This is a genomic window from Erwinia psychrophila (genome assembly GCF_039023475.1).
Lineage (GTDB): Bacteria > Pseudomonadota > Gammaproteobacteria > Enterobacterales > Enterobacteriaceae > Erwinia.
In genome coordinates, this window is record NZ_JBCHVB010000001.1 from 740,672 (window position 1) to 755,281 (window position 14,610).

13 protein-coding genes and 1 pseudogene are annotated in these 14,610 nt (G+C 48.0%); 7 read left to right on the forward strand and 7 right to left on the reverse strand.

The window, feature by feature from the left end; translation table 11 throughout:
* Positions 1-275 precede the first annotated feature (275 nt).
* Entirely contained in the window at positions 276-467 is a 192-nt protein-coding gene (locus AAH446_RS03355; protein ID WP_342905296.1) for a tautomerase family protein, read from the forward strand.
* A 300-nt stretch (positions 468-767) separates the two neighbouring features.
* Here the strand turns inward: AAH446_RS03355 and AAH446_RS03360 are convergent, their stop codons facing one another.
* Positions 768-1,625 carry a hypothetical protein gene (locus AAH446_RS03360; protein WP_342905297.1) on the reverse strand — a complete coding sequence of 286 codons (858 nt, stop codon included), beginning with the start codon at positions 1,623-1,625 and terminating at the stop codon, positions 768-770.
* Between the two features lie 627 nt (positions 1,626-2,252).
* Here AAH446_RS03360 and AAH446_RS03365 point away from each other — a divergent pair.
* Positions 2,253-2,921: a DUF3313 domain-containing protein gene (locus AAH446_RS03365; RefSeq protein ID WP_342905298.1), complete on the forward strand. Its 669-nt coding sequence runs from the start codon at positions 2,253-2,255 to the stop codon at positions 2,919-2,921.
* 370 nt (positions 2,922-3,291) lie between these two features.
* Here AAH446_RS03365 and AAH446_RS03370 read toward each other — a convergent pair whose 3' ends face one another.
* The 3 genes from AAH446_RS03370 to yajD form a co-directional block, all read right to left on the reverse strand.
* A complete protein-coding gene (locus tag AAH446_RS03370; protein WP_342905299.1) occupies positions 3,292-4,197 on the reverse strand; it encodes a diguanylate cyclase in 906 nt (301 codons plus the stop codon).
* A gap of 496 nt (positions 4,198-4,693) precedes the next feature.
* The gene (gene proX / locus AAH446_RS03375) at positions 4,694-5,695 is read right to left on the reverse strand and encodes a glycine betaine/L-proline ABC transporter substrate-binding protein ProX (protein ID WP_342905300.1); all 1,002 of its coding nucleotides are present in this window, start codon (positions 5,693-5,695) and stop codon (positions 4,694-4,696) included.
* 739 nt (positions 5,696-6,434) lie between these two features.
* Complete coding sequence (yajD, locus tag AAH446_RS03380) at positions 6,435-6,782, reverse strand: HNH nuclease YajD (RefSeq protein WP_342905301.1); 348 nt, start codon at positions 6,780-6,782, stop codon at positions 6,435-6,437.
* A 314-nt stretch (positions 6,783-7,096) separates the two neighbouring features.
* On the opposite strand from yajD, the gene AAH446_RS03385 reads away from it, so the two are divergent.
* The 3 genes from AAH446_RS03385 to AAH446_RS03395 all read left to right on the forward strand — a co-directional run bounded on the left by AAH446_RS03385 (position 7,097) and on the right by AAH446_RS03395 (position 9,051).
* A complete protein-coding gene (locus AAH446_RS03385; RefSeq protein WP_342905302.1) occupies positions 7,097-7,342 on the forward strand; it encodes a YmjA family protein in 246 nt (81 codons plus the stop codon).
* Between the two features lie 351 nt (positions 7,343-7,693).
* Positions 7,694-8,176 carry a cold-shock protein gene (locus AAH446_RS03390; RefSeq protein WP_342905303.1) on the forward strand — a complete coding sequence of 161 codons (483 nt, stop codon included), beginning with the start codon at positions 7,694-7,696 and terminating at the stop codon, positions 8,174-8,176.
* 335 nt (positions 8,177-8,511) lie between these two features.
* A complete protein-coding gene (locus AAH446_RS03395; protein ID WP_342905304.1) occupies positions 8,512-9,051 on the forward strand; it encodes a DUF2058 domain-containing protein in 540 nt (179 codons plus the stop codon).
* Positions 9,052-9,155: 104 nt separating this feature from the next.
* Here AAH446_RS03395 and AAH446_RS03400 read toward each other — a convergent pair whose 3' ends face one another.
* Positions 9,156-9,854, reverse strand: a complete 699-nt coding sequence (locus AAH446_RS03400) for an RluA family pseudouridine synthase (RefSeq protein ID WP_342905305.1) — start codon at positions 9,852-9,854, stop codon at positions 9,156-9,158.
* A 603-nt stretch (positions 9,855-10,457) separates the two neighbouring features.
* Between AAH446_RS03400 and AAH446_RS03405 the strand changes: the two genes are divergently transcribed.
* Both AAH446_RS03405 and AAH446_RS03410 read left to right on the forward strand, forming a co-directional pair.
* On the forward strand, positions 10,458-12,158 hold the full coding sequence (locus AAH446_RS03405) for an Hsp70 family protein (RefSeq protein WP_342905306.1): 1,701 nt from the start codon (positions 10,458-10,460) through the stop codon (positions 12,156-12,158).
* Positions 12,155-13,543 (forward strand): J domain-containing protein, encoded by a 1,389-nt coding sequence (locus AAH446_RS03410; RefSeq protein ID WP_342905307.1) that lies wholly within the window; start codon positions 12,155-12,157, stop codon positions 13,541-13,543. Before AAH446_RS03405 ends, AAH446_RS03410 begins: the two co-directional genes overlap by 4 nt.
* 113 nt (positions 13,544-13,656) lie before the next feature.
* Here AAH446_RS03410 and AAH446_RS03415 read toward each other — a convergent pair.
* Positions 13,657-13,908 (reverse strand): annotated as a pseudogene (locus AAH446_RS03415) (VWA domain-containing protein); the annotation flags it as partial.
* A gap of 62 nt (positions 13,909-13,970) precedes the next feature.
* Positions 13,971-14,546: a TerD family protein gene (locus tag AAH446_RS03420; RefSeq protein ID WP_342905309.1), complete on the reverse strand. Its 576-nt coding sequence runs from the start codon at positions 14,544-14,546 to the stop codon at positions 13,971-13,973.
* Positions 14,547-14,610: the final 64 nt, after the last annotated feature.

The window sequence follows — 14,610 nt, forward strand, 5'->3', positions numbered from 1 at the left end:
TTTCGCCTTGCCACCTGAGGGTATTGGTCCTGAATCATTAAGGCTGCGGTTACGTTACTGAAATAAGTCGTTCAAAGCGTGGTCTGGATAATGAGTACGATTATCAGGAAGTCCGGTTTCACCAGTCTGGAGACCGCACAGCCGATCCCGGTGGTCCAAAGGGCACCAGGGCTATACTGACGCGATGACTGAACAGCGTCATGCTCATGAATCCTGGACAGAAACGTCAGAAGTTGTGAAGTCTTTATTCTCATACAAATAAAAGAGAGAACATCATGCCGGAAATAGTGGTTTATGCGGTAGAAGGCCGCTCTACAGCACAGAAAAAAAACCTGATGGTAAAAATCACCGATGCCGTGGTGGAAAGTTTTGGCGTAGAACGGGATCGCGTGGTGGTTTCTGTCGTTGAAACTAACGCCTGCGATAAAGCGCGCGGCGGCATACTTTATAGTGAACGGAAAAAATAGCCGAGTACAGCCCCTAAAAGGAACTGGATTTACGCCACAACAGAAACCTGCACGCACTTTGCTAACAGCTGTGGCATCGGAGCGATCACTACGGTATCACTTCCGGGAAAGTGATAAAAAAGTGCCCCTGTAACACCTCCCCAGAAGTTAGGTTACCGCACACCTGCTCTGGTCGTCCGATGTTGCTATAGCGGCACAATTACGTAGAGGTATTACGCGAAGCCTTTTTAGCGCTAATTTATCTGATGATTATTTATCCTGACCATAAAGGAAATGCACAAAAGTGGATGATAATTTCAGTTAACACTCGCATAATTTCACAAAAGTTCCTTTACTGTCGCTGAATATACAGAAATTATTTCCGTATTGCTCGCTCTGTAATTTTTCACAGCTTACCCTGTTTAACACGCTATTTAATAAATTATTTTTAACGATTAACGTAAAACCGTAGATAAAGTAAGCCGGCTGCAATTCCTCAGTAACAATAAGATCGTAAGGCTTAATATCGTTTATGATTTTATAGATTGAACGTGAAAAGGATGCGCAGCTTTTACAGGTATGCAGCATCATGCTGCTACCTTCAGGATGATAATAATATTCAACACCCTCTTTCGCCCCGGTCACGATCGCGCTTATTAATTTTGCTAATAATTCATCTGCAACCGGAAAAGCATTGCCCGGGCTGGGATCTTTAATATCACTGACATCTGCCAGGGTAAAATATAAAAATTCATTCAGCAACCTGTTATTTTTCACCAGCAGAGAACACCTTTTATTCAGGACAGGGCTGAAAGCCATGCCTGTAAGTGGAACATATTGATATTTTACTAAAAAAAGCATTTTCTCATTAAAAACGTTAATTACATCTTTTTTTACCTGCCTTTCAGGATGATCTTCTGAATTTCGGAACCCTTCATGTCTGGTATTGGTATCGCCTACAGAATCAGTATCCTTTCCATGTTTAGCATGTGTTGGCGGAATTAACTTCTTTTCCATGCTGGGGCTATTACCACAGCCGGAAGGTTCAGGATCTTTAAGGCCTGGTCTTTCATTCGCTCTGTTATCGAGCTGAATATATAATAAAAAATGTTTATTTACAGATTTAATGAGCTTTTTAACGCTACTGCTCATGTAAAAACAACCCATTGCCTGTGGCATAGTAAGGATCTCTGAGCGTCTTTATACCGTTGCATTGTTTCTTTAATTTACGCCAGGTAAAAATTCCCTTTTGATTATCGGTGCGCTCATAAGACTCAATATTGTTAATAGAGTTAATTACAATAGCAACATATATATTTATTGATTGTTTTAAACGCTCGCGGAAACATATTGCATCAAATAACATAGTGATGAGTTATGTTTTCAATTGATTAACAACAAATGCGATTAACGCACTACAGATAGATTTTCAGCAACAAACCTGCCGGACGAAAATCTAAATTTAATCCTTCAGTCTCAGCACCCCTCTTTTTATATAATGGCATTTCATCAACTTTCAAAACATTTCAAAAACCATTCGCAAACAAAAGATACTGGTATTTTTTATGGTGCAGCCTTTCTCCCTTGAGGTATAATTTCAGAGTTATATTTACCGACCCACTTATTAATTTCACTGCTTTGGCCATTTTAAATAGTGGTTATCATAGTGTTATGAGCAAACCGGTGAAAGTTATCACAGGTTGACAAACGCAATGACATTTTAACCGGCGAAGTTTATTAAACGGTTAATACAATATAGTTTCTTACAAATTCTTCTACAAGAGTATGACAGGTGAGGAGTAATACATGTTTTTCTGTAAAAGGGTGCTCGCTGCTGCAGGTGCCGCGCTAATGATAAGTACACTAACTGGCTGTGCATCCAAAACCGCTGATGAATCAGAATATTCAGGCTTCCTTAATAATTATTCTCATTTTCAGCCCATCAGAACTGAAAGCGGCCATGAGACACTCCGCTGGATCTCACCCGACTATCAGTCATATAAATATACGAGCGTCTATTTTTCTCCCGTTGTTTTTTACCCTCGCCCCAGACCTGATGGTCGGGTTAGTGCATCAACGCTTGAACTTGTCCGTCTCTACACTGAAAGACAACTAAAAAATGCAGAAAGCACACGACACAGACTGAGTGACAGACCGCAGCCCGGTGGGTTAATCATTAAAACGGCCATCACGGCCGTTACGGCTGAAAATCAGGATGTGCAGTTTTATGAAGTGGTCCCGGTGGCAGCGGTACTGGCAGGAACGATGGCTGTCACCGGACACCGGAGCCAGAACGCTGAACTGTTTTTAGAAGCAGAAGCGATTGATGTTTCAACCAATCAGCCGGTGGTCAGGGTTATCCGCAAAGGTTATGGTAAAACCGTTTCAAACAGCAGTGCGCCTATTACTGTTGAAGACGTTAAAAGTGCTATTGATGATATGGTGAAGGATATAATGACATTTCCTGTTCAGTAAGTTTACGCTCCTGCAGGGAGCAAACATACTATCAAATCTCGTCTATTAATTTTGAAGCATTGCCCTGAAAGAAAGCTGTAGCAATGCTTCAAATAAAAGATAATAGCCATAGTGACAAAAAAAAGAGCATGGCCAGAAAAGAGAAATTTACGGCGCCCTTTTCATTACGATGTTATGAAGTTAAAACCGCGATGGTTATCAGCCACGGCCTGTTAAGGGAATCATTACGCAAGGGAAATTTATAACCAGGGTAGATAATGCTTATGAAGCCTGAATCAACATAAATAAAAGGCGTTGGGTGGATAAAATTTATTATTTTATTCATTAAAACCCGCAAACTTCGCGTGTTTCATAGAATAGGGTGAGGATTTTATTTACAGACTGTTTTTATCAGCCCGTGATCGTTGTACAGCGCACGCCCCCGCCCCTGCTCTTTGCCAAGAGACATAGTGTAGTCAGCTTTTTCAATCAAAGACTGCAGTGTTTCTCCAGCCGTCGCCGGGCAGGACCCAGAGGTAACGGTGATATTGACGGTACCCTGAAGGTTAATAAACAGGTGGGACTGTAGCCCTTCCGTTATCCTGAGCAACGCAGAGAAAAATTGCTCATTATTTTCAAACTCATGAATAAAAATAAACGCTTCGCCACCGAAGCGGTAAACTTTTTCTTTATTGCTGGCCAAAAATAAAAGATAGCTTCCCATCTCTCTGAGTACCGCATCTCCTGAGACATGCCCATACCTTCCATTAAATCTTTTAAAACAGTCTATATCAAATAAGGTCACGTACAGGCGCTTACCGTTAAGACGGGCATGTTCTTTGAGCACCTGGAACTGAGTAAACATAACTTTACTGAGAGGCAGACCGGTAAGCGAATCATGGTTATTTCGTAACGTTATCAGTTTTCTCCTGTAGTCATCAACAGCATCAAGAAAATCGCGCTGAGCTGTATAGTAATCTTCCAGCCCTGTACGGTTTGCTTTCCTGCTTTGTATGGAGCCTAAAAGCAACCGCATAGCTTCATGCATACTGGCGTGTGTAGCGTCAATTTTATCAAGACCTGTTATCTGATTGTCATTAAGATCCAGACTGATATTTAGCCAGCGACTGAAATGACAGTGTAGATGAGATTCACTATCGGTCATTTTGCTGTCCGGAAGATCTCTGAAAAGGGCAGTAGCAATCAAACGATTAGCCCATTCAAAATGCGTGCTGACAGCAGCATTAAGTTCTTTTATATCAGATTCAATTTCAAAACCGCTAATTTTCCTAAACATGACAATCACGCTGAATTGATTAACAGAATGAATGCACTTTACGCTTCAGCAAAAAAGGAACGTTGACCGAAATCATAAAATAAGGCTTCCAAATTGGAGCCATGTTTCATAATGTTATTTTTATAATCATAATACATAGAATATTACCTGATGTTACTCGTTCTGAAATTTATGGTTTAACTGACTGCTGAATGTCAGACGCGCCGTTTGTAGCTGATTCCGTAATATGTCGGACTGTGATTCGGCGGCTCGCACTCCCGGAAAATATTATCGTCTTGTTTGTAAACCAGGACCTCCAGAGTACGTGACAGAACGATCCGCCTAAACTGGATATCACAAATCCCGTCGCCGATGAAGAAAGCCATATTTTAGCTTCTGTCGCGCTGGTTAGATGGTAAAACGCCGGACCTTACCCAGTCCGGCGTGCTTAACTCATCCAGTGAGCCGGCGCAGTCATAGCCTGAGGGCTGCATCCACGGGCATATTTAACCTATGCTCACTTTTCAGCAGCAGCAGCGGCTTCCCTGATCCAGCCATCAAAGGTCTTCTGATGCGCATGTATCCAGCCATCTACATGACGTTCAATATCCGCAGTGGAGGATTCGCCAGCGTGCATACGCTGGTTCTGTGCATTTACGTCTGCCAGCGGCAGGCTGGCGATTTCAAACAATTTTGCCGCTGCGGGATTCTTTTCCGCCCAGGCTTTATTGGCGACAATATGCTCATTATTGGGTTTGAAGCCGTAATTTTTTCCGTTGGCTAACGACGTATCTTCGTTTTTCTGCGTTCCCGGCGTCACAGAAAAGGGAACGGTAAGCCAGACTACATCTTTACCCGGTTTTAATTCATCGCTTACCCAGTATGGGGTCCAGGTAAAGTACAGAACAGGTTTCCCCGCTTTATAACGCGTCAGGGTATCGGCAATGATCGCAGAATAATTACCCTGATTCTGCTGCACAGTATTGCTCAGACCGTAAGCTTTAATTTGTGCGTTGATAACCTGGCCACAAACCCATCCCGGATTACAGCCCGCAAGATCGGCTTTTCCATCGCCATTGGCATCAAAAACCTTTGCTATTTCTGGGTCTTTCAGCTGTGAAATATCCGTGATGTGATATTTTTCCGCCGTTTTTTTATCAATAAGGTAACCCTGAGCGGCCCCGCTGATATAGGTTCCTTTGCGGAAAAACTTATCGTCTCCGCCGGCAGCGGTATACATATCCTTCTGCAACGGCTCCCAGTTTACGGCCATATAAGTGGCATCACCCGCCGCAATTGCCGTATAAGCGACGTTGTATTCTACCTCTTCTGTAGGTTTGACCTGGTAACCCAGCTTCTCCAGGGCCTTGTTAATCAATTCGGTCTGAAATGATTCCTCCGGGAGTGTACTCTGTACGGGTAAAATTGTAATACCCTTGCCCGGCAGGTCGGCGGCTAAAACAGCAGATGAACTGATTAACGAAGTGAGAAGTAAAGTGAGGAAATTTTTCTTATTCATAATTAATAACCTTAATATTTTCCTGGAGGATCATGCAGGCGAACGAAATCCTTCTCTGCAAGGAGAAGAAACAGGCTTATTTTTTTATTGAATTAGTGGTCGAAATGGTGATGGGAATAACGCAGGTGCATATTATAAGAGTTAAGTTGGCTTGCGAAATTATTGATGATCATAATTTTTTAGCAACGGACCTGATAATGATTTTTCTGGGGCCCGTAATATTCGCTCCTGGTTAACTTTAGGTCTTCATACCGTACCACATCAGAATTATCCTGCAACCCTTGATGCAATTTCCGCTATCACCCTGCTAAATTCGCAGTTGCTCTATTTGCTATCTGAAACAGTACCGCAGTCTGTAATCACCCTGGTTAAACAGTATACTCTGCCTGTCCTGAACAGGCCCGGCACTATGTAGAAATAGCGGTAGATGCTTCTCTTCGCGTCCATTTAATCAATGGCCTTTTCGTCATTGCGCGGCTGACTGTCGATAGCGGGACAGAGAGCCGATATGACATCTCCCCGACGAGCGTTGCTGATAAAACTGCACACTGGGGTGCAAACAGTAATGGCATTAACTAGCGCAGGAAAAACAGAATGATGTCTATGTAGTGCACCTGGTTTCCAGGGTTTGCCCTGGCTGCTCTGTCTGTCGAAGTGCCAGTTTCAGCTACCGCTGCGCAATGTAAGGCTTTAGAGGCGGTGGCAGTCCGCTGTCTACCCTAAGCGGACCTTCAAACCACTACTTCTTCTTATTCAGCATCGCCTTCAGGTCGGCAAAGGGGTTATAAGTCGCTGCATCAACATCGTTTTGCGCGTCCTCGCCCGCCACTACTGTGGAGCCGTACTGATCAGCTTCAGTGTACTTTGAGTGTTCGTGATCGTGGCAATAGAGGCACAGCAACTCCCAGTTACTGCCATCTTCCGGGTTGTTGGTATGATCGTGATCGATATGGTGAACCGTTAATTCGCGCAGGTTTGAATAAACAAATTCCCGCGAGCAGCGTCCACATACCCAGGGGTAAATTTTTAGCGCTTTCTCACGGTAGCCGCTTTCCAGCCGGGTGTAGTTTTTTGGGATCAGAGCCATTGCTGATGTTACCTGTTACAAAAGGGATAGTATTACGTAGTGCTCCTAATATATCTCATAATGGCACAGTAATACCCGGTCATAAGCTGACGCAGGCACAATATCATGCCGTTTCGGCTATAAAACCTTCTCCTCACGCGTAAAAACCAGGCCACTTTGCAGGCCAGCCCCGTTCACATTGACTCTTCTGACCGCTTCTGCTTTGCTTAGTCAAAATCCGGTAATTTTCGCATAACCGATCGGGTAAGTTTGATACGATCTTAGTCAGCCGGTGCGGCCGCAACCGGCACTGGCATTAACCACAGGAACGATTTATGAACAATGAAGTACCGCTCAAGTATTTTGACATCGTGGATGAATATACGACTGAATCCGCACAGCCTGTGAGCGAGTCAGAACGTGAACCTCTGGCGCGTTATTTCCAGCTGTTGATCACCAGCTTAACGAATAACGAAGAAATCAGCGAAGAGGCGCAACAGGAGATGGCCCGTGAAGCCGGCATCAACGAGCAACGCATTGATGAGATCGCTACCTTCTTAAACCAGTGGGGCAATGAGTAGCGCCGGAACAAACTCTGTTGAGAAGGATATAAAGTTTTGTTTATTCGATTCTCCTTCTCACACGTTGCTCAAATCCTTTTATCTTCACTCATCTTTTCCGGTGATCCTCTGCCGCGCTTAGCGTACAGCCTTTAAAGTCGCTCTTTGACTCAGTTCCAACTCTTAAGCAGTCTCCCGCTAAGGCCGGGCACAGCGCTTCGTTCCGCATTGCTTCCCTCTTCCGCTGACGGCCCTCCTCGCATAGCCGAAATTTATCGTCCAGACTTAAACCAAAGGCGTGGTCTGCGCAGGCATTGTGCTTTACACTGCGCGCTGCAAAAACTGAGTAGATAAACGATTAGGTAGGCGGTAATGGCGATGAACGGAACGATCACAACCTGGTTTCAGGATAAAGGGTTTGGATTTATCAAAGATGAAAACGGCGATAACCGTTATTTTCACGTGATTAAGGTCGCTAACCCTGAGCTAATCAAGAAAAATGCAGCGGTGACGTTCGAACCCACCACGAACAACAAGGGCTTGTCAGCCTACGCGGTGAAAGTGGCGGCGGAAAGTAAATACATCTATATCGCGGGCGAGCGTCTTAAGCTCACGGCAATCAAGTCATACCTGGTTTACAGCGAAGAAGTGCCTGCCGATACGCGCATAGATAAAGAGAATGCGGTGCTCTCTGTCGGGGTACTGATGGGGAACATCAGGCCGAAATCACCCGCTAAGCCTGATGAGATGCGCTCACTGAAAAAACTGGCGATCACCACCTTTCAGGGCTCGACGCTGATCTTCTCGGAAGAAGAGATAGATATCGATGCGACGGTAAAACTGCTTAAGGTCTGAATTAACGCGGACTTGCCTCTTTGCTGAGATCCTGCGCCAGTCACAGGCAGGGTTTCAGCCACGCTGACTGACATCAGTACGCCATGATAGCCAGCGCTTTCTTAACCCCTTTCATCTGACCGCCCTTTCGCTATGTTGCGCGTCACTGCGCTCCCGAAGCGTTATGTTAATGCCTTTGCCCGATGCCCCGATCAGAAACAAACAGAGGAGTTCACATCCGCAGTAAAGAGCCTCTGCAAACGAAAACCACACGGCGATCCGCCCCTCCACCCTGTTACAGACTCAACAATTACAGGTATAATCCCACAAATTTTGCAACGGGTTCAGAGACGAAGATGACAAAACTTACCTTACAAGAGCAGATGCTAAAAGCGGGATTAGTGTCCAGCAAAAAAATGGATAAGGTCCAGCGAACGGCTAAAAAATCACGGGTTCAGGCTCGTGAGGCGAGGGCCGCAGTCGAAGAGAATAAAAAAGCCCAGCTTGAGCGCGATAAGCAGCTTAACGAGCAGCAAAAACAGGCTGCTTTATCGAAGGAGTATAAAGCTCAGGTGAAGCAGCTTATTGAAATGAACAGGATTGCCATTCCAAAAGGCGATATTGCATTTAACTTCACAGACAATAACTTAATCAAAAAAATCGTTGTGGATAAGAGCACTCAGGCTCAGCTGATTAGCGGCCGCCTCGCCATTGCCCGTCTGGTTGCTGATAACGGCGGCGAGAATACGTACGCGGTTATCCCCGCGAGCGTAGCTGATAAGATCGCGCAGCGCGACGCCAACAGTATTGTCTTAAACAGTGTGCTTAGTCAGGAAGAGCAGGATGAAGAAGATCCCTACGCCGATTTCAAAGTGCCTGATGATTTGATGTGGTAATTACTTTATAGCGAGAGCGGATTTTGCGATCAAAGTCAGTAAATTACGCTTAGCCTGAGCATGCTGGTTTCTCTCCGGAAGCATTGTCAGTGAGGGTCTTGTTTTCAGAACGGGCAGGCACTACGGGCCTTGATCCTCTCTTCGCTAACGGGATGCACAAAATGCAGCTCGCTGGCGTGGAGCATCAGTCGTGGCGTCCCTTCAGTGCCCGGCAGCAGGCGACCGCCATACAGATCGCAGCCCCAGATAGGGTGACCTAGCTGCTGGCAGTGAATGCGGAGCTGATGGGTTCGCCCTGTTTCGGGGGTAAGCTCTACCCGCGTTAGGGGTATTCTCGTTCCGTCTTCCAGAGTATGTAAGAGGCGCTCAACCACCCGGTAGCGGGAGCGGGCGGGCTTTCCGCTGATTGCGCAAATTGACATTAGCGGGAACAGCGCCGGGTCGTTAGCAATTGCAGCGTCTATCACGCCTTCGTTATCGTCAAGATGCCCGCAGAGCAGCGCACTGTAGAGCTTGGTTACCGTACGCTGGCTGAACTGCTGACAGAGAGCGGCATTAATCGCTTTATTACGGGCAATCACCATCACTCCGGAAGTCCCGAAGTCAAGGCGGTGAACCAGAGTACAGCCGGGGAATATCTGCACCAGCCGGTGATGCACCGAATCCCGGTTTAGCGGATTTTTCCCCGAGAGGCTGAGCAGCCCGGCGGGTTTATCGATCAGCACCAGGTGATCGTCCTGATAGCGGATCTCAATGCTGTCGTGGCACGGCGGGGCAATAAAAGTATCGATAATCTGCGACATCAGGCGGTCCGGAGAAAGAAAGGAAGCGGATAGTAACGAATTTTCAGCGGGCAGGCGAATCTGGCTCAGAGCAGTTATCTGCCCTGACCAGTTTCTCGCAGCGAGGTAAGATGAGCAGATAAGAGCAAGGCGCTTTATTGCTGTGCCCCCTTAAGATCCCCCTGCCTTTAACGATTGATTTGCTTTACAGATAGAATCTCACTTATCGCCCCCCCGACTAACCCCCCATCAGCCGCAGAAAATTGCCTTAACGAAAATTTCACATCCCGTATCAAAAGCGCAGTAAAAACAGTCAATCGGCGGCATATACATGATTCCCCGGGCTTTTCCTGTGGCTAAAATAACGCTTAAAGCAATCAAGACCAAAACGTGTAACAAGCCGATATGTTTTGTCTGGCAGCAAATTTTTTACCTGTACGCCTCAGCTATTCCAGGGTTCACAACCAACCGCTGCTGCGTATAAACCGCATGTAATCTACTAAAGATATGACCCGACGCGACGATAAACAGATTAAACAAATTACTCGTTCTACCCACAGCGATCGTATCAGCCTGAATGATGCCGGGCTGATACGATCATAATTGCCTTCACAGGGAGCATGTATGCCAGCCAGGCAGATATTAGGAATCGATCTTGGAACTACAAACAGCGCGGTGGCCCTCTGGCACGATGACAAATCGCAGCTGATCCCCAATAAATCTGGTGCTCTGCTAACCCCCTCAGTGGTCGGGCTGAATGATGAAGGCAATATCATTGTTGGCCAGGCGGCGCACGAACGGCTCAGCGCTTATCCCCACCTCACCCAGGCCAGCTTCAAGCGTTATATGGGCACCGAGGCAACCCTGAAGCTGGGGAAAGACTCTTTTCGCGCGGAAGAGCTTTCCGCCATGGTACTGCGCCAGCTGAAAGAGGATGCGGAGCACTGGCTTGGCGAAGCGGTCAGTGATGCGGTGATTACCGTACCCGCTTACTTCAATGACGTTCAGCGTCGTGCGGTGAAAACGGCCGGAAAACTGGCGGGTCTGAATGTGCTGCGCCTGTTAAATGAACCGACCGCCGCCTCGCTGGCTTTTGGCCTGCTGGAAAATCGTGAGCAAAAATACCTGACGTTCGATTTAGGCGGCGGCACGTTCGACGTCTCCGTTATTGATATGTTTGAAGGGGTTGTCGAAGTGCGCGCCAGCAGCGGCGATGTCCAGTTGGGTGGAGATGACTTTAGCGAAGCGATTTGTCAGTGGATGCTTTCGCAGCAGGCCGAACTGAAGGCGGCGCTGCCTGCAATCAGACCGGTATTACTGGAACAGGCCGACAAGCTGAAGCGAGCCCTGAGCAGTATGTCAGAAGCCAGTGCTGAGCTGCTATGGCAGGGAGAGCGCTTTCGCTGGACGATGAATGAAGCACAGCTTGCTCATTGTTGCCAGCCGCTGATCACCCGTTTGCAGCAGCCGCTGATGCAGGCGTTAAGCGATGCCCGTCTTTCACTCCAGGAACTCGATCACGTGCTGTTGGTCGGCGGTGCGACGCGAATGCCGCTGATCCGGCAGGCGGTGGCCCGTCTGTTTGGCCGCTTCCCCCGCTATGACCTTCATCCCGATGAAGCGGTCGCGCTCGGTGCCGGCGTGCAGGCTGGCATGATTATGGAAGGCTCGGCGGTCGAAGATATTATCCTGACCGATGTGATGCCCTTTTCTCTGGGCATGGAAACCGTAAAAGAGAGTTATGGCAAACTCGAAGACGGCTATTTTCTGCCCCTGATTGAGCGCAATACCTGGCTGCCGGTGAGTAAAAGTAAAACAGTCAGCACCGTCGCCGATAATCAGATGTCAGTCCTGCTTAAGATTTATCAGGGAGAGGGGCGCCGGGTGAAGGATAACGTCTATCTTGGTGAAATGAGCATTGATGTGCCTCCCCGCCCTGCCGGTGAAGTTTCACTGGATGTCCGTTTTACCTATACGCTCGATGGATTGCTCGAGGTGACCTGCCAGCATACCGACAGCCCGGTTACCGCCCGCCTGGTGATTGAAAAGGTGCCAGGCCAGATGAGTGCGCAGCAAATTGAGCAGAGCCTGCAAAAGCTGAACGATCTGAAACGTCATCCCCGCGATCGCCCGGAAAACCGCGACTTGCTGCTTCGCGGCTCGCGCCTGTATGAGTTCTTTCTTGGCGAAGAGCGTGCCTGGATCGATAACGTAATGAGCGCTTTCGAACAGGCTCTTGCCAGCCAGGATGAACGCCGTATTGCTGATGTGCGCCAGAAAGTTCAGGACGCGCTGGCGCAGTTTGATGAGAAGGCGCCACAATGAACAGCTGGCAAATTCTGGGCATTGACCCCACGTCTGATGAGGCGCTGATCCGTCGCGCTTACGCACGGCAGCTGAAGCAGCATCGCCCGGACAGCGATCCTGAAGGGTATCAGCAACTTCGCGAAGCTTTTGAACTGGTGAAGGAAATGGCCAGGTATCAGCACGTCGGGGAGGAGGATGAAGCGGAAGCCGTGAACACCTCAGAAGTTGTGGAGACCCCGGAAGCCGTGGAGATCGCGCTTAAGAATGGGGGATATTTATCCGGTATTAAGGTAACTGAAAGTCATTTTGACCCTGCTGAATTTGAACTCTCATCAAGCCCGCTTTATACGTCTGAAGAGGTAGAGGAACATGTCTCCGGGCTGCTTGAAAACGCAATGCAAGGCCTCAACGCGCTGGCTTCATTCTACCAGGAGGTGACCCATAAGGGCACGCTACAGCAACAGCAGCAGTTTCATCAGGATGTGGCAGCGAAGCTGGCAGAACAGCCTGACCTGACGGAATGGTTACTGGAACAGGTCAGCGATCGGCTGGGCTGGGGGCTTGACCAGTACAGCAGCAGCTATCTGGTGCCCCAGCATTTGCAATATGCGCTTTATCAGCAGATCCGGGCGACCGAACGTGAACAGGCCTGGAAAAAAGTGGCACTGGAAAAAACGCATGGCAATCTGTTAAACCGTACGGCGCTGAAGCTGCTGTGCAGTGAGCGGAATGTCTGCCCGTTCTGGGTTCGTCTGATACCGGGACTGATCGCCGAAATGACGCAGCAGAGGAATAAGCTTTATGCCACTTTTCCTGAACTGGTGGAACGCCTGAACCCTGCCGTACTCGAATTTATCAGTAAGCCCCAGTATGCGCTGAGCTGGCAGGGAATGTTTCTCCTGCTATTTTGGGGAACAGTTCTGCATTACGTGTGGCCAGCCCCCCCGCAGGGCCCTGAGCTGGGATGGATTGCGGGCAGCCTTATCATTTTTTATATTTACATCAATGATTTGATACTGATGAGCCTGAAAGGACGGCAGTGGCTGATGGGGCTGTTTTTAGGGGTGGAATGCCTGTTTTCACTGCTGATGCTGTGCGGTCTGTTTATCGGAGTACTGTTTATTCTGATAAGCAGTATGCCCTCAAAGGGCGAAGGCTTTTCCGGGCTGGTCCCGCTGTTTCTGGCGCTGATTGAATGGCTGGTACTCTGGGCGATCTGGCCGAAAAACGTTCCCGGCCTCCGGCGTCCGGGCATCGCTGTGGCAAGGTTGCTCACCAGCCCCTGGCGCCTGCTTGCGACGCTGGATTTCACCACGATGGCATTTCCCCTTGCGGCTGCTTATGGCGCCTTCTGTTATTTGATCTTAAACGAACTGATGAAACTGGCCGCCCATTTCCTGTGATGTTGAATATCAGTAAAAGACGGGCGCTTAGCGTTTCGTCTTTTATTATCACGGGAATCGCGCCGGGAAAAGATAAGCTGAGCAATAATTAAAACCGGTTTGTCCGGTTTTAGTTATCGGATAATCCGTTTCGCCTTCGCTTCATCAAGCCATTCCCTGAATTCCGTTAAAAGCAAATCGTACAATTTATCATCGGTAATCTGATTAAAATTATCAACAGGGAAGAAGTGCGTGTTATCGATCAATCTGTCGGTGAGCGTATCTAATTTCTCAAGGATCCCGTAATTACTGCCGCCCAGCCCAACAAACTTGAAGAAAACAGACAGCATGGCCGACTCGCGGATCTTCTCTTTGATCAATCTTGTTGAGATAAAAAAAACCCTGTCCGGAGACAGGGTTTGCGGGAGCAGATATCAGGCTGAAACGATCAGACTGAAACGCCGTGCTGCGAAGCCAGTGCAGAAAGGCCGCCGGCAAAGCCCTGACCGATAGCTTTGAACTTCCACTCTTCGTTGTGACGATAGAGTTCGCCAAAGATCATCGCGGTTTCGGTGCTGGCATCTTCGGAGAGATCGAAGCGGGCGATTTCGCTGTTGTTGTCTTCATTCACAACGCGCATATAGCTGTTGCTGACCATGCCGAAGTTCTGCTTACGGGCTTCCGCGTCATAGATGGTTACCGCGAACACCAGCTTTTTGACCTCGGCAGGGACGCCAGACAGGGTGATTTTCACCTGCTCGTCATCACCATCACCTTCACCGGTACGGTTATCGCCCTGGTGAACGACAGAGCCATCCGCGCTTGATGGGTTGTTGAAGAAGATAAAGGATTTGTCGTTCAGCACTTTACCGTCATCACCCACCATGAAAACAGAGGCATCCAGGTCGAACGCTGCGCCATCAGTTACGCGCGCATCCCAGCCCAGACCGACAACGATTTTGGTCATTCCTGGCGCTTCTTTGGTCAGTGAAACGTTACCGCCTTTAACAAGAGATACAGCCATGATTTCTGTCCTTACTTTAAGAGTGGTAAGCCCGTCCGCCGTGGCCGCGGGCTAAGAAAACTGT